This window comes from Pedococcus dokdonensis, from assembly GCF_900104525.1.
In the GTDB taxonomy this organism is placed as follows: domain Bacteria; phylum Actinomycetota; class Actinomycetes; order Actinomycetales; family Dermatophilaceae; genus Pedococcus; species Pedococcus dokdonensis.
Map to the genome: position 1 here is coordinate 594,155 of NZ_LT629711.1, position 17,730 is coordinate 611,884.

Consider the following 17,730-nt stretch of genomic DNA (forward strand, 5'->3'; position numbering starts at 1 on the left):
CGAACCGTCGGATTCTGGCTCATCCGGGGTCGCGGCGGGGGACGTTCGCGGGGTTTCCCGACCGAATGACCTACTTGTGCGGGAGCGTGCGCGCGTACTCCACGCTGCGGTCGACCCACTCCCGCAGCTGCGGCTCCGTCTCGAAACCCGCTTCGTCCACGCGCAGCCACCCGTTCATCGGCTTGCCACGCATCTCGAACGGGCGGACCGCTGGCTGCTCGAGCAGGCGCTGCGCCTCGTCGGCGTCGAGCCGCACCATCAGCCCGCCCTTGCTGCTGGCGGCCACCGACATGTTGCCGTTCACCAGGAACGCCAGCCCCCCGAACATCTTCTTCTCCGTCACGTCGAGGTCCCCGGCCACGAGGTCCCGGATGCGCTGCGCCACCTGCTCGTCGTACGCCATGACGTCATTGTGTCGGCCCCGGCACGTCCAAGCCTGTGGATGACGAGAGTTCGGATGCGCGAGTTTGCCTAGACTCGCGCGTGTTCGTCGACGATGACATGTGGGGGCTGCAGTGGGATCTGGAACGAGGTTCAGGCGCGGGTATGCCGCGGGGCTGGCACTGGCGGTGCTGGGCACCCTGGGTGCGTGCACGGGTGGGGGAGACGACCCGCCGGCCACGGGCGCCGGCACGGCGCCGCCCGTCACGGGAGGCCCGCAGACGTCCAGCTCAGCACCGACGGTCAGTCCACGGGCGGCGGTCACGACGGGTGTCACGACGACTTCGCCGACCCCACCCGTCAAGATCCCCGAGGCCGCCAGAGCCCACACCAAAGCCGGAGCCGAAGCCTTCGTGAAGTTCTTCGTCGAGCAGTCCAACGTTGCCAGCATGACTGCCGATACTTCGATCCTGCCTCCCCTAAGCGACCCCGGCTGTAAGTCGTGCGCTGCCTTGCAGTCGCAAATCGTCGACCTCAAGGCGAGAGGCCACCACTATTCGTCGGCACCGGTATCGGCGAGTCAAACAACTGCCGTGACCGGCTCCCCGAAGGGGCAACAGTTCGTTCGCCTTCAACTCACTGAGAACCGAGTCGAGGTGGTGGACGCCAACGGCCGGCATATCGCGACCGACCCCAAAGGACACATCGCAAGAACAGTGTCGCTGATCTGGAAGGGGGGCCGATGGAAAGTATTCGGAATCGCGCAATAGGGACCATCGGTGTTATGGCCGCGCTGGTCACCTGCCAAGGGAACGTGGCCTACGCCGATTCGAAGTTCTGGGGAAACACAGTCCAGGATGGCGCGCAGGTGACGTTGTTGAACGCCTCAGATCTTCACCAGCTCCATTCTGACTCCGACAAAGGGTCCGCCGGCAGCAAGCCCAAGTTCGCGTACGCCTCGGTCGCGAACTGCGGCTCCAATACTCCGGACTCGCCAGCTCCGGATGACTTCTGTTCGGGCGCCCTCACTCTGTGCGCGGGCAACAGTCCGGAGCAGGGGTTGGGGCCGAGCGTGCGGTTGTTCCGGCGCACCGTGGACGCAGCGGGCAAGCCCACCGGGCAGTGGGTCCAGTACGGCGTGACCTGTTTCCCCGAAGCCGCGCCGGGACCGGCTCGCCCGCGCGTCACGATGGCGATGGTGCTGGCGGCGTTCCACGACACCGACTTCGCGAAGCCCAGCGTGCAGATCCAGCCGAAGGGCAATGTCACCCTCGTGACGCTGCCGACGTACTTCGAGACGCGCTGGCCACAGGCCGGGTTCGAGCCGGAGGAGGTCGACCAGGTCGACCCCGCGCGGATGGCTGGCTTCCGGGTCGAGATCCGTCCGAAGCTGGCGAGCATCACGTACGTCTACGGCGACGGTTCGACGAGCGGCGCCACGACATCGCTCGGGGGTCCCTATCCGACCGGCGACGTCACCAAGACCTACCGGCAGCCCGGTGACTTCGCCGTGCGGGCGGACGTGACGTACTCGGGCCAGTTCCGGGTCGGCGGCGGCGCCTGGGTCGACATCCCCGGCACCGTCACCATCAGGGGCAGCGCGCAGACCCTGTCGGTCCGCACCGCCCACGCCCGCCTGGTCGCCGACTGAGCAGCCCGGGGGACCCGCCACGAAGAGGTCAGACGACCACGTGCGAAGCAGAAAGGTCAGGCAGAAAGGGGACGGAGCTCACCGTCGAGGGTGCCCATCAGCACGATCGCCCGGAGGCGGTTGAGCAGCTGGTCGGCCTGCTCGGTCACGCGAACGCTGTGGTGGACCGCCGCCGCGCCGGCGCACATCCGGTGCTCACCTCGAGCGCGAGGGCCGCCGCACGCGCAGGTCGCGAGGTCGGTGCGCTGCGCGCTGTCGGGGGTGATGAGGGGGCTGTCCACGTCGAGCACGCTATGAGCGGGCCGCGCCGCGGGGTCAGGCAATGGGTCGCACCCCATCCGTTCGTCCGATGCGAGGCTGACCGAAGGTAGCGGCGACGGGCCGGCGCCGGGGGGCGCCACAGTCGGCGGGCGCGGGCCGAGACAACTGCCACACGGGCGGCGGGCGAGGCAGCCACAGAGGCGGCGACCCGGCGGCCACGGAGGCTGTGGAGGAGGCCGGAGGTCAGCGCTTCTGCATCACCCAGGCGAGCCGGATCGCGGTGCGGATCGCCTCCGCGTCACCGTCCAGCTCGGCCTGCACCTTCATGTGCGACTCCCACCGCGGGGGCACTCCGAACGTGTCGGGGTGGTCGGCGAGCAGGCGCTCGCGGTCCTCGAACCCGACCCGCACCAGCAGGGTGCCGGGCTCGTCCTGCCGCACCACGAGGCGGTCGTCGACGTACCACGCCACCCGCCCCGGGTGTCCCTTCCGCTTGCACCCGGCCAGGGATGTGGCGTACTCGTCGACGTCGTCGAGGGTCACCCGGGCACGGTAGCGCGCCCGAAGCCTCGACACGAGCGATGAGTCAGGCGGCCCGCACGGGTCTGCATGACAGGACGAAGGAGGCGACATGACCGACGACCGATCCCGGTCCATCGGGGGCGCTCGCGACGCCGGGAGCGACGCCGCGGACAGAATGCCCGCTGCTCGCGCCCTGGCCGAGGGCATCCTCGAGGACCTGCGCTACGTGGTCCTCGCGACCTCGGACGCGAGCGGGGCGCCGTGGGCCTCCCCCGTCTACTTCGCGCACCGAGGTCTGGAGGAGCTCTTCTGGGTGTCGCGACCGACCTCCACCCACTCGGTCAACGTGACGCAGCGCCCGGACGTCGGCCTGGTGGTGTTCGACTCGCGCATCGCGGTCGGCGAAGGACGCGGTGTCTATGCCCGCGCCCTCGTCGACGTGCCCGAAGGTGACGAGCGGGTGGCCGCTCTGGACGCCTACAGCCGGCGCAGCGAGGTCGACGGAGCCGGGGTGTGGACCACGGAGCGCCTGCGGGACAACAGGTTCGGGCTCTACCGCGCCCGCACCACCGAGGTCTCCGTCCTGACCGGTGACGGGCCGGACATCCGCCTCGTCCTCCCGTCCTGACGTGGTCGCGGCGGGACGAGGCAGGAGCGGTTGCCGCCGGCCGAGCACCGCACCACCATGAGGGCATGCCGGGGAGCGATCAGGCGAGTCACGACCAGGACGGGGAGTCCAAGGAGTCCAAGAAGTCCAAGGACTCCTTGGATTCCAAGGAGTTCGAGGAGTCCAGGGAGTTCCGCGAGGCCAGCAAAGACGACCTTCCGGCGCTGGTCGAGCTGACCGCGCGCCGGACGCCGACCTTCGAGTCGTGGTGGATCACGACCGTGTTCGAGGACAGCGTCCAGATCGACACCGCGCCCGTGGTCATCGAGGACGGCGTCCTGGTGGGTTACGCCACCGCCACTCACCGCGTCGGGTCCCCGGGCCACCAGCGGTCGGTGCAGGTGTTCGTCGACCGGCGGGTCGCCGGCCAGGGAGTCGGGTCTGCGCTGTTCGCCCGCTGTCTGGCGGCGGTCCCGCCCGACACCACCGAGCTGTGGACCAAGGTGCACGACGACGAGGAGGCCCTGGCCATCGCACGTCACTGGGGGTTCGAGGTGGTGCAGCGCTCGATCAGCTCGCGGGTCGACCTCGCTGGCGCGACCAGCCCGACGCCTCCACCCGGGGTCACCCTCGAGGCCTGCGACCAGCTCGACCTGGGGGGCGCCGACGCGGCCGCCTTCGACGCGATGCTCGACGCCAGCCAGACCAATCCCGAGGCCGAGTCGCACCACCGCTTCACGCGCGCGGAGCTCAAGCGCTGGACCGATCCCGGTGAGACCCCGTTGGTCGTGCTCGCCCGGGTGGACCGCCACCCGGCAGCCCTGGCCTACGGCATCGTCATCGAGGCCACCGGAGAAGGCGGGGTCGCCTACACCGGTGTCGACCCGGCATACCGGGGCAGGGGACTGGGGCGGCTCGTGAAGGAGGAGCTGCACGCGCGCGCCGCGCGTCTCGGCATCCCCGCTCTGGTGACGGACAACGAGGAGAACAACGCGGGGATCCGTCACGTCAACGAGCAGCTGGGCTACGTCGTGACGTATGGCGTGTACCGCCTCCGCCGCCTCCTCGGGACCCAGCCCTCGGACTGAACGGACCCTCGTCGGCGGGCCTGGGGATAACTTCCGGGCACCCGTCCCGGGTGCGGCAGCATGCTTTCATGAGCTTCCACGACCTGCCGCCCGATGCCCGCTCGATCCCCTTGCGGGACAACACCATCCAAGCCGACGTGATCGACCTGATCCTCGACCTGGACGCACGACGCAGCGGCGCCCTGGCGCTGATGATCTGCGACGGTGACGACCGCGGAGTGCAGCCCGTCGTGCTGTCCGACCTGCCACCCGGGGTGCGGGCCGAGGAGCTGCGGAGCCTCCTCGACCTGCTGCTTCCGATGATCGGCGAGCAGGCCGGCGCGGTGTTGGTCGGTCGCGGTCGACGCCGGGGGCTGATGCCGACGGACCACGACCGGGCCTGGCACCAGGAGACCCTCGACGCCTGTCGACGGCACGGTGTGCGTCTGCTCGGCTTCTACCTCGCGTCCCCGGACGGAGTCGAAGCCCTCCCCGAGCCGCTCGACCGCGCAGGCTGACCGATGGCTGACCGTTGGCTGACCGGCGGGCCCTAGGCTGCGGCCATGTACGAGTACAAGGTGGTCCAGGTCCGCGAAGGCCTCATCGGCGGGAAGATGTCGGCCGACAAGCTCGAGAAGGTCCTCAACGAGTGGGCCGGCAAGGGTTGGCAGATGAAGTCGGTCACGGCCGTCGAGGTCAAGGGTCGGCTCGGACCGGGCGGCACCGAGGGCGTGCTCGTGACGTTCGAGCGCCAGCGTCCCGCCTGACCGACCCGCGTCGCAGCCGGAGCCGTGGTGGCCGACGCTCCGTGGCCGGGCGTCAGGGCTGCGTGGGCAGGCGCTCCGCCTCGGCGCGCGCCACGCCCTGCAGGCGCGGCCACTCCTCACTGATGTTGAGGTCGGCGCCGATGTCGAGCATGGTCGCCGTGAACAGCGCACCGGTGCTGATCAGCCCCGGGTGCACGTGCCCGAAGACCTCGAGCGTCACCGTGCCGTAGAGCCGAGCCCAGGCACGCTCGAACATCCACACCATGCCCGGCGTGGGCGCGCCCAGGGCGCCGGACCCCGAGGACTCGTCGCCGTGGGGCGGGAGCTCGCCGCGCAGGATCTCGAGCAGCGCAGGGTCGAGCTCGTCGTCGGTCGGGATGGCGAACTGGTACTTCACCCACAGCCGTCCGAAGATCTCACTGAAGAACGCCGCGAAGAGGTGCACCCCCGAGTCCTCGGGCAGGCAGTCGGCCAGCGAGGTGATGAGGGCAGTCTTCTTGGCGTGCATCGCCTCGTCGAGCTGGACGGAGTCGCTCGACGCGAAGACCATCTGGAACTCCGTGCGGTTGCGCAGCGCCCAGGCGCGGAACGCCGCCGAGGCGGCCACGATCTGCGCGGACGGGTCGTCGTCGGCCTGGGTGTCGCGGGCCACCGTCATCGCGGCGACCACGTCCTCGAAGATCGACCGCGCGACCAGCGCGAGCAGGTCGGCGTGGCTGTCGACGTAGCGGTAGAGGGCCGGGGGAGTCAGGCCCATCTCCTGGGCCACGGCGCGGATCGAGACGTCACCGCCGTTGCGCAGCAGACGCCGGGACACCTCGACGATCTCGTCGAAGGTGGCCTGCCGCTGCCGTTCGCGTCGGGTCGGAACCGCCGTCATCTGTGCCCTGCTCGCTCTCGTCCGGACCGTGGTGGGTCGAGTTAACCATGAACCCTTGACAAGTTAGTTTACACCCATCACTGTTACTGGCGTAAACATTCGTAATGGTGAGTTGCAACCCATGGTTGCGCATCGTGGTGGAGAGGGAAGTGGTGGGAATGAGGACGTGGGGACAGTTCGTCGCTCGGCGGTCCTGGGCCGTGCTCCTGGGCGGCTTGGCCGTGGTGCTGGTCGCGGCGGCATACGGCATCGGGGTGTTCGGCAACCTCTCCAACGGCGGGTTCGACGACCCGGCCACCGACTCGGCCAGGGAGCTGGCCCTCGAGCAGGCGACGTTCCCAGGTCGGGAGACCGACCTCGTCGTCATCTACTCGAGCCCGACGCTCACGGTGCAGGACCCGGCGTTCCAGCGGGCCGTCACCGACACGATCAGCGCCCTTCCGGCCAAGGACGTGGCGGGCGCCGTCACCTGGTACGCCAGCCAGTCGCCCGGCCTGGTCAGCGCGGACGACCACGCCACCCGGGTCATCGTCACGCTGGCCGGCGACACCCAGGACGCCAAGAGCGACAACTGGGAGGCGGTCAAGGGCGAGCTCGACGCACCTGGGCTGAGTACGAGCATCGGGGGCCCTTGGGCGGTCTTCGGTGACGTCAACGAGCAGGTCTCCAAGGACATCGCCCGGGCCGAGTCGATCTCGCTGCCCATCGTCTTCCTGCTCAGCCTGCTCATCTTCGGCAGCTTGGTCTCGGCGCTGATGCCGACGCTCGTCGGCGGCATCGCGGTGATGGGGGCCTTCGCCGTCGTCCGGCTGATCACCGGCGTCACCGACGTGTCGATCTTCTCGATCAACGTGATCACCCTGCTCGGCATGGGGCTGGCGATCGACTACGCCCTGTTCGTGGTCAGCCGGTTCCGCGAAGAGCTCGCGCTCGCCCCGGACACCTCGCGCGACAGCGTGCGGGCCGCGATCGTCCGCACCATGACGACCGCCGGACGCACGGTGCTCTTCTCCGGCCTCATCGTGGCCGCGTCACTGGCCTCGCTGTTGCTGTTCCCGCAGAACTTCCTGCGCTCGATGGGCTACGGCGGCATGGCGGCGGTCCTGGTCGCGATGGTCGCGGCGCTGACCGTGCTGCCGGCGCTGTTGGGTGTGCTGGGGCCGCGCATCGAGTTCGGCCGGATGCCGTGGCGCCGCGGCTCGCGGGCCCGCCTCGCCGACGCCCGCACCCCGGATGCGCTGCACGGCACCGACCACGAGGTCGTGCACGGCGCGTGGGCCCGGGTGGCGCACAGCGTGATGCGCCGACCCGTCGTCTACCTCGTCGTCATCGTGGTGGGGCTGCTCGCCCTCGGTAGCCCGTTCGCGGGGGCCAGGTGGGGCAGTGTCGACGAGCGGGTGCTGCCGGTGAGCTCGCCGAGCCGCCAGGCTGCCGACCTGCAGGCCGACCTGTTCGGTGGGGAGAGCGCCAGCGCCTCGATCATGCTCCGGGGGGCGGACGAGGCGGGAGTCGCCGCCTACGTCACCGAGCTCGGGGACGTCGACGGGGTCGTCACCGCCCAGGCGGTGGACAGCACCGTGGTGGCGGGGGACCGGCTCACCCTCGTGCAGGCGACCTGGCAGGGCAACTCGCAGACCACAGCCAGCCAGGACGTCGTGGTGGGCCTGCGTGCCGTCGAGCCGCCAGCCGGCAGCACCGCACTGGTCGGTGGGCCGACTGCTGACGCCGTCGACCTGATCGACTCGATCGGAGCCCACCTGCCGTGGATGGCCCTGATGGTGGCGCTGGTGATGCTCGTGCTGCTCTTCGTGGCCTTCGGGTCGGTCGTCCTGCCTCTCAAGGCGATCGTGATGAACGCGGTGTCGATCGTCGCGTCCTTCGGGGTGGTCACCTGGATCTTCCAGGAGGGCCACCTGGCCGGGCTGCTCGGCTTCACCTCGCCCGGCTACCTCGACGTCACCCAGCCGATCCTGATGCTGGCGATCCTGTTCGGGCTCTCGATGGACTACGAGGTGTTCCTGCTGAGCCGGGTGCGCGAGGAATGGGACCGCACCGGCGACAACACCCGTGCCGTCGCGGCCGGCGTGCAGCGGTCGGGGCGGATCATCACCAGCGCGGCGCTCCTGCTGGCCGTCGTGATCGGCGGCTTCGCGACCAGCGGGATCGTCTTCCTCAAGATGATCGGCATCGGCATGCTCGTCGCCGTCCTGCTCGACGCGACCGTGGTGCGGGCCCTGCTGGTGCCCGCGACGATGCGGCTGCTGGGGCGGGCCAACTGGTATGCGCCCGGTCCGCTCGCGCGCTGGTGGGACCGCCACGGCCACCGTGAGGAGGCGCTGCCGACCCCGTCCCACGGCCTGCCGGCGCCGGAGCTCGCCACCGCTCCCTGACCGGGGAGCCCTGACCGACGAGCCCTGACCGAGGAGCCCTGACCGAGGAGCCCTGACCGAGGAGCCCTGACCGAGGAGCCCTGACCGAGGAGCCCTGACCGCGACACGCCGCAGGACGGACCGTGCTACCACACACCGGGTGCACGGTCTGTCCTGCGGCGTCGCGCCCCCCGCGTTTGGTGGAACGGCGAGTTGGGCCGAAAGTATGAGATGTGTGGCGGTCTTTGCCTAGATAATCGATCTCGTGCTGGGTACCGATTTCGCGCCGACACTGCGCGCCGCCCAAGCCGGCGAGGAAGACGCCTTCGTCCGGCTCTGGCGTGATGCCAACCCGGCGATGATCCGCTACCTGCGGGTGGTCGGGCACGACGACCCCTATGACGAGGCCTGCGAGTGCTGGATGACGCTGGTGCGGGGCCTGCCCGGCTTCGCCGGCGACGAGACCGACTGGCGGGTGTGGGTGCTCGGGTGCGCCCGGCAGCGCGCGGAGGAGAGCACCCTGCGGCACGCCTGGGACACCGCCACCGGTGAGCTCGCCTTCGGGTTCGATGGCGACGGCGAGCTCGACCTCGACGAGCTGCGTGAGCCCGCCGACCTGGTCGACCCCAGCCACCGGGGCATCGGCGACACCCTCACGGCGCTGCGCGGCCTCCCCCTCGGCCAGGGCGAGGTCGTCGTGCTGCGCCTGGGCGCCGAGCTGCCCCCGACCGCGGTGGCGCACGTCGCCGGGGTCGACGAGCAGAGCGTCGAGCGCGCCGAGCTGCGGGCGCTCGAGCGGCTCGGCACCGCGGCCGAGCTGGTGTCCTGGTCCTTGGCGGCGCCGCCCTCGCCCGCTGAGCTCGCCGACGAGAAGATCGCCGTCGGTGCGTTCCGCAAGATCTTGTCCCGGGCCCGCGCCGAGCGGGTGAAGGTGATCGCCGTCGGCGCCGGCAGTGTCCGTGCAGCCGCTCGTCAGGTGTCGAAGGGGACTGCCGGCAACGCGTCCCGGAGCCGCTCGGCGCGGCGCGGGTCGACCGCCCCGGCAGGCCGCCGGGCCGACATCATCGCCACGCTCCCCGCGTCGTCGCCGGGCAGCCGGTCCAGTCGCGCGACGAGGGGATCAGGGCGGGGCAGCGTGCGCCAGCGCAGCCAGGGCAGCCAGGGAAGCCGGGGTGCGGCGGTCGCCGGTCGCTCCCGGACCGCAGCGCTCGCGGTGACCGCCCTGACGCTTTCTGTCGTGTCAATCGGTGGGTTCGGGGCAGCCGCCTACGTCGGGGTCCTCCCGGCGCCAGTCCAGCAGGCCATGCACGATGCGGTGGGCGCACCGGCACCCACCGCCCGGGCCGGGAGCCCCGCGGGCTCGCCGACGGCGGGTCGTGGCCCGGTGGCTCCGCCCACCGCGGGTCGGGCCAACCCCACGGCCGGCTTGGCCAACCCCACCGCCAGCGCCGCCGCGCCGGGCCTGTGCCGAGCGTGGGCAACGGACCAGTCGCGGGGCACCGTGCGGGAGAGCTCGGTCGCCTTCCGGAAGCTGTCCATCGCCGCTGGTGGCCCCGACAAGGTGGCGGGCTACTGCGTCACCGCGCTGGCCGCCAAGCCCGGCCAGGGCGCACCGACCGCCTCGCTCGGTCACCCCACCGGTTCACCCACCGCACCCGGCAACGGCAACGGCAACGGCAACGGCAACGGCAACGGCAACGGGAACCAGGGCCACGGCAACTCCACGGCCACGCACGGGCCGTCCGGCACCTCGACCTCCGGCAAGCCGGCCAGGACGTCGAAGCCGAGCAAGTCGGCCAAGCCCGCCAACACGCCGAAGGGCTCACCGACGGCCAAGGGCTCACCGACGGCGAAGGGCTCACCGACGGCCAAGGGACAGCCGGCGCAACCCACCGCGTCGCACTGACCCAGGCCGTCCTGTCCAGGGCGGCACTGACCCGAGGCGGCACTGACCCGAGGCGGCACTCACCCGAGGCGGCACTCACCCGAGGCGGCACTGACCCGAGGCGGCACTCACCCGAGGGTTGCTGAGTCGTCCCCGCCCTGACCACCGCGTCCCGCCGGTGCCGGAGGCACTCGTGCCGACGGGGGAGCCCACCTAGGCAGAAACACGGATGCGCCGCCACGGTGCCCGACCGCACACTGGGAGGCGGGCGGCTGCACGGGTCGTCCGGGGGTGCAGGGGGGATACGTGGGGTAGCACCATGAGCTCGTTCGACCTGGTGCCGATGCTGAAGGCGCCCGAGGGCTGGCCGGGGGCGGTGGTCGCGACGGTCGCGATGGTCGCGCTGGCCGCGCTCGACCTGGCCGGGGCGTTTGCCGCGAAGGAGTGGGCCGAGCACCGTTCGCCGGTGCCGATGCTCCTGGGCCTGTTGGCCTTCGGGGTGTTGTTCTGGGTGTACGCGTCGTCGTTGCAGTACGCCGAGCTCGCCCTGGTCACGATGGGGTGGATCGTGATGCTGCAGGTCGGCCTGGTCGTCATCGACCGGGTCCGCTACGGCGTCGAGCTGCCGCCCGACAAGTGGGTGGCCATCGTGGTGCTGCTCGCCGCGCAGGCATACCTGCTGCTGGCCCCGGCGGCCAGCTCGCGCACGCCGGCCTGACGGCGCCACCCGCTCCTGCCCGCCCGCACCCAGCCGGTGCGGGACGGGCGCAGCGCTCGCGTAGGCTTCCGGCCGTGCTCTACCCGTTGACCGTCGCGCTGCTCGTGGCCTCCGTGGCCCTGCTCGCCGTGGCCGCCTGGTATGCCGTGGCTCGCCGCCTCGTCGACGACCGGCTCCTGCTCGTGACGGCCGTGGTCGAGCTCGGCCTGGTGGTGCAGCTCGTGGTGGCGTTGGCGCACCTCGGGAAGGTGCCCGGTGACAGCGCGGAGCAGGCGACCTTCGCGGCCTACGCGATCACCTTGCCGTTCGTCCCTCCCGCGGCGGCGTTCCTCGCGCTCAAGGAGAAGACCCGCTGGTCGATGGGGGTCGTCGCCGTCGGCGCGTTCGCGGTGGCCGTGATGACGGCCCGGCTCCAGCAGATCTGGAACCTCGGTGGCTGAGCAGCCGAGGTCCACCCGCTCCGGCCCGGGGGTGGTGCTGGTCGCCGTCTACGGCCTGCTGGCGCTCGCCGCCACCGGCCGGTCGGTGCTGCAGATCAGCGAGTACTTCTCCGACGCGCCGCTGGCCTACACCTTGTCCGCCGTGGCTGCCGTCATCTACCTCGTCGCCACGGTGGCCCTGGCCCGCGGTGACCGCACCTCGCGCCGGGTGGCCCTGGTCGCGATCACCGTCGAGCTGGTCGGGGTGCTCGCGGTCGGGCTCGCGTCCTACCTCGACCAGGAGGCCTTTCCCGAGAAGACGGTCTGGTCGCACTTCGGGTCCGGGTACGGCTTCGTGCCGCTGGTGCTGCCGGTGCTGGGGCTCCTGTGGCTGCGCCACACCAGCCGACAGACCGCCTGACTCGTGCCGGGCCCTGGTCGCGTGGCGGCTAGGCCTCGACCGGCTCCAGGACGAAGACGGGGATCAGCCGGTCGGTCTTGACCTGGTAGTCGGCGTACGGCGGGAACGCCTCGACGCAGCGCGGCCACCACTCCTCCCGCTCCGGGCCCTCGAGCTCGCGGGCGCGGACGGTCCAGGTGCGGTCGTCGTCCTGGAGGTCGAGCACCGGGTTCTTGAGCAGGTTCCGGTACCACTTCGGGTGCTCGGGGGCGCCGCCCTTGCTGGCCACCGCGGCATACACGCCGTCGTGCTCGACCCGCATCAGCGGCACCTTGCGCACCTTGCCCGACACGCCCAGCATCGTGAGCAGCACCACCGGTCGGCCCTGGATGTCGACGGCTCGGGTGGTGCCGGAGGCCTCGATCTTCTCGACCTGGGTGCGGACCCACTGGGTGGGGCTGGCTGCGTAGTCACCGGTGATGGTCATGCCCCCATCCCAGCACGCCGCCCGGACGCCCGAGGCACCCACCCCCTCGCCCGGCGGGGCCTGTGGACAACCGGAGGGCACGGTCGGGGTGCCTGCCTACGCTCGGTGACATGAGCGACATCGAGGTGGATCCCGAGGCCCTGGCCGCGCTCGGCCGGGTCCTCGCGGAGGTGGCCGGTGACCTGGCCTGGCAGGCCGGGGACGCGGTGGAGCAGGCGTGGGCGCTGGGGCCGGGGGAGAGCGCTGGTGTGCTGGGTTCGGTGCTCGGGGACTTCGAGCACCAGCGGCTCAGCCTGGGCCGAGATCTCGACGAGCTCGCCGCCCGGGTCACGGCCGCCGGCCGGGTGTACGTCGACGCGGAGGCCGTGGTGGGGGCGGCGGCGACGCTCGACCCCGGTCTGCCGCGGTGACCGTGTTGCGGCCGCTGTCCGGCCACGCCGACACCGTCCGCGCGCTCGCCGTCAGGCTGCACCGGCAGGGCGAGCTGCTGCTCTCGCTGGCCGAGACCGTGCGGGGACTGGCCGGCGCCGAGGTCAGCTGGCACGGCCCGGCGGCCGCCGCCTTCGCCACCCGAGCGCGGCCGGCCGCGACCCTGCTCGTTGCCGTGGGGCGGCGGCACGCGGTCTCGGCGGTCGCGCTGCGAGGCTTCGCCGACTCGCTCGACTCGGCCCAGCGGGTGGCCGAGGCCGCTGCGGCCGAGCACGAGGTGGCTCTGCCGCGCGCCATCGCGCTGGGCACCGCGCGGGTCGAGGCCGAGGCCTGCGCCGACCCAGCGCAACGCGCTGCCGCCGCTGGCCTGCACCACCGTGAGGTGGTCGAGCTGGAGCGAGCCCAGGGAGCCGAGCGTCGACACACCGCGGCCTGGCGGGCCTTCGAGGACGCAGACCGACGGTGCGCGGCAGTGTTGCGCGCCCTGCTCGAGGACGGCCTCTCCGACAGCCGCGCCTACGACACCCTCACCGGGCTCAGCCGCGCCGCGGGCGGCATCGAGAGCGCCGCCGGCGCGGTCGGCCTCATCCCTGCGCCGCCGGCCAAGGCCCTCGGGGCGGTGGCCGGCGCCGCAGGTGCCGTCACCGTGCTCGCCGACGCGACCGTGCGGGTCGCCTATGGCGACGGGGACTGGGGGTCGATCGGCCTGGCTGCGGCGGCCGCGTCGACCGGGGGCGCAGCCAAGGTCCTCAAGCGCGGGGCGCTCGCGACCAACCCGGCGGCTGCTGCCGCGGCCACTCGCGGCGAGCGACGCCTTCGACGCCTCCGGGTCGCCGACCGGCTCAAGCTCGGGGTCAGCGGTGAGCTGCGCAGGGCGCCCCGTGAGGGCGGCCCGCGACGGGAGCTCGTCGCCGGCCCTCGTCGCGGGTCCGGCTCACCGGCCGCCTCGGCCCGGTGGCTCGCCGAGCAGGCGAGAGCGAGGGCCGAGCACGCCGTCCGGGTCCGCTGGCTCGACGACCTCGCCGTGGCCACGCGGGACCCCGCGCGCTCGCGGACCATGCTGGTGACCGGGTGGGGGGTCGAGGGCTCCGCCACGGTGCTCGGCGGCGGAGCAGCCTGGCGCGAGCACCGGCTCGAGCGGCAGCAGTCCGCAGCGGACGACCGGCGCGACCAGCGCCTCGTCGGCGATCGCGACGGGGCGGGGGAGCGCCGGTCGGCTCGTCCGCGATGAGAGATGGGTATGCCGGGCCGTGGACGCTTCGGCGTAACCTCGCCACAGGTCATGAGCGCCAGCGACAAGCCCCGGCTCGCTGGCCGGCAACCCTCCGCCGCGGTGGGGTGCCCCGGGTGAGGACCTGGCGGACGGCACCGGTTGCCGCCCGCAAGCGCGGGAGACCCAGCACGTGTCCCGCACCCTCGTCGCACGAGAGTGAAGGAAGACCCCATGAGCTCAGCCAACTGGTCCTTCGAGACCCGTCAGGTCCATGTCGGACAGGAGCCGGACGCCGCCACGGGCGCGCGGGCCCTGCCGATCTACCAGACCACCTCCTATGTCTTCAAGGACACCGAGCACGCGGCAAACCTGTTCGCGCTCAAGGAGTTCGGCAACATCTACACCCGCATCATGAACCCCACGCAGGACGCCGTGGAGCAACGCGTCGCTTCGCTCGAGGGTGGTGTGGGTGCACTCCTGGTGGCCTCCGGGCAGGCCGCCGAGACACTTGCGATCCTCAACATCGCGGAGGCCGGTGACCACGTGGTCGCCAGCCCGAGCCTCTATGGCGGCACGTTCAACCTGCTCAAGCACACGCTGCCGAAGTTCGGGATCGAGGTGACCTTCGTCGAGGACCCCAACGACGCGGCCTCGTGGAAGGCAGCCGTCCAGCCGAACACCAAGCTGTTCTTCGGCGAGACGATCTCCAACCCCAAGTCCGAGGTCCTCGACATCGAGGCAGTTGCTGCCGTCGCCCACGAGGCGGGCGTCCCGCTCGTCGTCGACAACACGATCGCGACGCCGTTCCTCATCCGGCCGCTCGAGTGGGGCGCCGACATCGTGGTGCACTCGGCGACCAAGTACCTCGGCGGGCACGGCACCTCGATCGCGGGCGTGATCGTCGACGGTGGCACCTTCGACTACGGCGCCGACCCCGAGAAGTTCCCCAACTACAACACCCCCGAGGAGAGCTACCACGGGCTCGTCTTCGCCCGTGACCTCGGTGTCGGCAGCCCGCTCGGGGCCAACCTCGCCTTCATCCTCAAGGCCCGCGTGCAGCTGCTGCGCGACCTGGGGCCGGCGATCGCGCCGTTCAACGCGTTCCTCATCGCCCAAGGCCTGGAGACGCTGAGCCTGCGTCTCGAGCGGCACCTCGAGAACACCCACAAGGTGGCGGCCTTCCTCCAGGCGCACGAGCAGGTGGAGTCGGTGGTCTGGGCCTCGCTCCCGGACCACGAGTCCTACGCCAAGGCGACGAAGTACACCCCGCGCGGGGCGGGAGCGGTCCTCGCCTTCGAGATCGTTGGTGGGGTCGAGGCGGGCCGGCGGTTCGTCGAGTCGCTGGTGCTGCACAGCCACGTCGCCAACATCGGCGACGTGCGGTCGCTGGCCATCCACCCCGCCTCCACGACCCACTCGCAGGGCCCGGACGGCGACCGGCTCAAGGCCGGGGTCACGCCCGGGCTGGTGCGGCTGGCCGTGGGCATCGAGCACATCGACGACATCATCGCCGACCTCGAGCAGGGCTTCATCGCGGCGAAGGGCGCCTGACCCGCTGGAGCCGAGCCCACACCGCGCCCGTCAGCGCGCCCGTCACCGCGCCCGTCACCGCGCCCGTCACCCCGCCCGTCATCCCAAGGGGTGGCGGGCGCGGGGGTGGGCAGCGCTGCTCGGCTCAGCTGCCGGTCGTGGCCGGCTTGCGGCCGGCCAGGTCTGCGTACGCGGACCGGTCCCAGGTGTGCCGGAAGTTGGGGTCCGGGTGTCGCCACCCGGCGCCATACAGCTTCTCGAGGTAGACGAGCGGGTTGCGCGGCAACGGGCAGGTGACCCCCATGAGCGGCGCGCTCGACGTCGGGAACATCATGTCGCGGGTGAGCGCGCCACGGGCCCCGGGGTACCACGAGACGACGTCGCCCTCGAAGAGCCCCACGAACACGTCGACGTGCTTGGCGCCGGGGCGTCGCACGTGCCGATGTGCCGAGAAGTTGCCGGTGACCGTGAACCCGAGCGGCCGCAGGTGCTGCTCGACGCGGGCCAGGCCCTCGTTGAGGTTGCGCGCCTCGTGCGGGTCGAACGCGATGATGATGTCGAGGTCGTCGTCGTGCGGGATCAGCGCGCCGTCACGCACCACCGACAGGGCGGCCCCGAACCCGAAGCAGACGTTCGGCGTCAGGGTGGCGAGGGCGTCGCTGATCTCGACGGCCGACGTGATGTAGCGGACCTTCTCGGTGTCGGACCAGAAGCGGAAGCACCGCTGCGGTCCGTGCACCGTCCACTCCATCGAGCGGTCGGCCAGCAGGGTGCGGGTGACGATCGTGCGGAACTGCGCCCGGTCGGGGTCCGGCACGTCGGTCAGTGCGTCGAGGGCCTTGCGGGCCTCCTCGTAGAAGCCACCGAAGGTGTCGGCGAGGATGGGGAGCAGGGCGGCCAGCTCAGGGGAGGCGCCGTTGGCGGCGGGGGCCGTGAGGAACTGCCGGAGCTGCTCGATCCGGGCCCGGTGGTCGTACGCGACGACCCAGCCGTCGGGGCCCTCCACGAGCACCCGGAAGCCGCGGATCCGGCGGGCGGTGGTCGCGCTGACGTTGCGCAGCCGGACCCGCTGGAGGTCCACCGGCTTCTTGAAGGTGAGCTCCACCCAGCCGGGGCTGTCCTGCCCGGTGTGCACCGAGGTGCCCGAGGGGTGCTCGACGTCGAGCAGACGGACCGAGTTGAAGGCGTCGCCGAAGTTCTTGTGCCAGCTGCTCGTCGTGACCTTGGCGTCGCGCTTGCCGATCGCGCCCTTGGTGGTGTCGACCCCGATGGACTGCAGGTGCAGGAACTGCTCCGGTGGTCCCTCGACGCGCAGCCGCCGGACCCCGGTGTGGCCGAGCCGGAGGTCGAGCAGGCCGTTCTGGGCGATGAAGTCGAGGTCGGGGTAGAGGGCGCGGCCGGCCCGGATGATGTCTTCCAGGTCGGCCAACGGCTCGGCGCCTGCGGTCATCGGGGTCAGACCCGGGTGAAGAGCTCGCGGGCGCAGTACGCGTCGTCCTGGCGGTACTTGGCGAAGCCGAACCCCTCCGTGGCGTAGCTGACCTCGAAGCCCTGGCCGAGGGCGCGTGCCTGGAAGGTGGCCGGCGCGACGAAGCGACGGTAGTGCGTGCCGGTCACCTTGGCGCCGGTCTGGTCGCGCACCGTGCGGTACTCGACGGCCAGCAGGTCGCCGGGTGAGGTGAGCCCCGCGGCCAGCGAGAGGAAGTCCTCCTCCTCGCGGTCGGTGATGGCGTGCACGAAGAACCGGGCGTAGACCGCGAGCGGCCCGGTGGCGGTTCCGGCGCCGAGCCGCTCCGGCAGGGCCGGGTCGTCGATCGAGGAGACCAGGAAGCTGGCCCGGATGCCGTGCGCCTCGGCGGTCGCGGCGGCTGCCGCGACGGCGGACTCCGACCCGTCCACCCCGGTGACGTCGTGCCCGTTCGCGGCGAAGAAGAGCGAGTCGCGACCGTTGCCGCAGCCGAGCTCGATGACGCGGGTGGGGCCCTGCAGCTCGCCCGCGACGAAGGCGGCGAACTGCGAGGGGAGGGGGAGCTTCGTGGCGGCGCTGGCTGCGTAGTACTCGTTCCAGTAGCCGCTGCGGTCAGGCGAAAGGTCGGCGGAAGTCACAGGGGAAACCTCGTTGTGGGTGCGGATCGGCGTTCACC

General features: G+C 71.6%; 21 protein-coding genes and 1 riboswitch. Of the genes, 14 read left to right on the top strand and 7 right to left on the bottom strand.

Annotated features, from left to right (window positions below; genetic code table 11):
• Nucleotides 1-70: 70 nt before the first annotated feature.
• A complete protein-coding gene (locus tag BLQ34_RS02925; protein WP_091781241.1) occupies nt 71-403 on the bottom strand; it encodes a TfoX/Sxy family protein in 333 nt (110 codons plus the stop codon).
• 166 nt (nt 404-569) lie between these two features.
• Here BLQ34_RS02925 and BLQ34_RS19400 point away from each other — a divergent pair, with 166 nt between their 5' ends.
• Both BLQ34_RS19400 and BLQ34_RS02930 read left to right on the top strand, forming a co-directional pair.
• Nucleotides 570-1,151, top strand: a complete 582-nt coding sequence (locus BLQ34_RS19400; protein ID WP_269457319.1) for a DUF6318 family protein — start codon at nt 570-572, stop codon at nt 1,149-1,151.
• A gap of 14 nt (nt 1,152-1,165) precedes the next feature.
• Nucleotides 1,166-2,032, top strand: a complete 867-nt coding sequence (locus BLQ34_RS02930; RefSeq protein ID WP_157692871.1) for a hypothetical protein — start codon at nt 1,166-1,168, stop codon at nt 2,030-2,032.
• A 56-nt stretch (nt 2,033-2,088) separates the two neighbouring features.
• On the opposite strand, the gene BLQ34_RS02935 is transcribed toward BLQ34_RS02930, so the two are convergent.
• A complete protein-coding gene (locus BLQ34_RS02935; protein WP_157692872.1) occupies nt 2,089-2,313 on the bottom strand; it encodes a hypothetical protein in 225 nt (74 codons plus the stop codon).
• Nucleotides 2,314-2,536: 223 nt separating this feature from the next.
• Nucleotides 2,537-2,836, bottom strand: coding sequence for a hypothetical protein (locus tag BLQ34_RS02940; RefSeq protein ID WP_091781248.1), 300 nt, complete (start codon nt 2,834-2,836; stop codon nt 2,537-2,539).
• Nucleotides 2,837-2,924: 88 nt separating this feature from the next.
• On the opposite strand from BLQ34_RS02940, the gene BLQ34_RS02945 reads away from it, so the two are divergent.
• From BLQ34_RS02945 to BLQ34_RS02960, 4 genes are all read left to right on the top strand, one after another.
• The gene (locus BLQ34_RS02945; RefSeq protein ID WP_091781251.1) at nt 2,925-3,443 is read left to right on the top strand and encodes a pyridoxamine 5'-phosphate oxidase family protein; all 519 of its coding nucleotides are present in this window, start codon (nt 2,925-2,927) and stop codon (nt 3,441-3,443) included.
• Nucleotides 3,444-3,508: 65 nt separating this feature from the next.
• Complete coding sequence (locus BLQ34_RS02950; protein ID WP_091781254.1) at nt 3,509-4,510, top strand: GNAT family N-acetyltransferase; 1,002 nt, start codon at nt 3,509-3,511, stop codon at nt 4,508-4,510.
• A 68-nt stretch (nt 4,511-4,578) separates the two neighbouring features.
• The gene (locus BLQ34_RS02955; protein ID WP_091781257.1) at nt 4,579-5,007 is read left to right on the top strand and encodes a hypothetical protein; all 429 of its coding nucleotides are present in this window, start codon (nt 4,579-4,581) and stop codon (nt 5,005-5,007) included.
• Between the two features lie 45 nt (nt 5,008-5,052).
• The gene (locus BLQ34_RS02960; protein WP_091781260.1) at nt 5,053-5,256 is read left to right on the top strand and encodes a DUF4177 domain-containing protein; all 204 of its coding nucleotides are present in this window, start codon (nt 5,053-5,055) and stop codon (nt 5,254-5,256) included.
• Nucleotides 5,257-5,308: 52 nt separating this feature from the next.
• On the opposite strand, the gene BLQ34_RS02965 is transcribed toward BLQ34_RS02960, so the two are convergent.
• Complete coding sequence (locus BLQ34_RS02965; RefSeq protein ID WP_091781263.1) at nt 5,309-6,136, bottom strand: TetR/AcrR family transcriptional regulator; 828 nt, start codon at nt 6,134-6,136, stop codon at nt 5,309-5,311.
• A 158-nt stretch (nt 6,137-6,294) separates the two neighbouring features.
• Between BLQ34_RS02965 and BLQ34_RS02970 the strand changes: the two genes are divergently transcribed.
• From BLQ34_RS02970 to BLQ34_RS02990, 5 genes are all read left to right on the top strand, one after another.
• On the top strand, nt 6,295-8,526 hold the full coding sequence (locus tag BLQ34_RS02970; protein WP_091781266.1) for an MMPL family transporter: 2,232 nt from the start codon (nt 6,295-6,297) through the stop codon (nt 8,524-8,526).
• A gap of 244 nt (nt 8,527-8,770) precedes the next feature.
• On the top strand, nt 8,771-10,411 hold the full coding sequence (locus BLQ34_RS02975; protein WP_091781268.1) for a hypothetical protein: 1,641 nt from the start codon (nt 8,771-8,773) through the stop codon (nt 10,409-10,411).
• A 298-nt stretch (nt 10,412-10,709) separates the two neighbouring features.
• A complete protein-coding gene (locus BLQ34_RS02980) occupies nt 10,710-11,108 on the top strand; it encodes a hypothetical protein (protein WP_091781271.1) in 399 nt (132 codons plus the stop codon).
• Between the two features lie 74 nt (nt 11,109-11,182).
• Complete coding sequence (locus BLQ34_RS02985) at nt 11,183-11,548, top strand: hypothetical protein (RefSeq protein ID WP_091781274.1); 366 nt, start codon at nt 11,183-11,185, stop codon at nt 11,546-11,548.
• Nucleotides 11,541-11,948 (top strand): hypothetical protein, encoded by a 408-nt coding sequence (locus tag BLQ34_RS02990; protein WP_091781277.1) that lies wholly within the window; start codon nt 11,541-11,543, stop codon nt 11,946-11,948. The genes BLQ34_RS02985 and BLQ34_RS02990 overlap by 8 nt, the downstream gene beginning before the upstream one ends.
• Nucleotides 11,949-11,976: 28 nt before the next feature.
• Here the strand turns inward: BLQ34_RS02990 and BLQ34_RS02995 are convergent, their stop codons facing one another.
• A complete protein-coding gene (locus BLQ34_RS02995) occupies nt 11,977-12,414 on the bottom strand; it encodes a nitroreductase family deazaflavin-dependent oxidoreductase (RefSeq protein ID WP_091781280.1) in 438 nt (145 codons plus the stop codon).
• Between the two features lie 110 nt (nt 12,415-12,524).
• Here BLQ34_RS02995 and BLQ34_RS03000 point away from each other — a divergent pair, with 110 nt between their 5' ends.
• From BLQ34_RS03000 to BLQ34_RS03010, 3 genes are all read left to right on the top strand, one after another.
• Nucleotides 12,525-12,824 carry a hypothetical protein gene (locus BLQ34_RS03000; protein WP_091781283.1) on the top strand — a complete coding sequence of 100 codons (300 nt, stop codon included), beginning with the start codon at nt 12,525-12,527 and terminating at the stop codon, nt 12,822-12,824.
• Nucleotides 12,821-14,074: a hypothetical protein gene (locus BLQ34_RS03005; RefSeq protein ID WP_091781285.1), complete on the top strand. Its 1,254-nt coding sequence runs from the start codon at nt 12,821-12,823 to the stop codon at nt 14,072-14,074. Before BLQ34_RS03000 ends, BLQ34_RS03005 begins: the two co-directional genes overlap by 4 nt.
• Before the next feature lie 47 nt (nt 14,075-14,121).
• Nucleotides 14,122-14,237, top strand: a riboswitch (SAM riboswitch).
• Nucleotides 14,238-14,287: 50 nt separating this feature from the next.
• On the top strand, nt 14,288-15,607 hold the full coding sequence (locus tag BLQ34_RS03010; RefSeq protein WP_091781287.1) for a bifunctional o-acetylhomoserine/o-acetylserine sulfhydrylase: 1,320 nt from the start codon (nt 14,288-14,290) through the stop codon (nt 15,605-15,607).
• 124 nt (nt 15,608-15,731) lie between these two features.
• Here BLQ34_RS03010 and BLQ34_RS03015 read toward each other — a convergent pair whose 3' ends face one another.
• A complete protein-coding gene (locus BLQ34_RS03015; protein WP_091781290.1) occupies nt 15,732-17,036 on the bottom strand; it encodes a hypothetical protein in 1,305 nt (434 codons plus the stop codon).
• 5 nt (nt 17,037-17,041) lie between these two features.
• A complete protein-coding gene (locus tag BLQ34_RS03020; RefSeq protein WP_157692873.1) occupies nt 17,042-17,692 on the bottom strand; it encodes a class I SAM-dependent methyltransferase in 651 nt (216 codons plus the stop codon).
• Nucleotides 17,693-17,730: the final 38 nt, after the last annotated feature.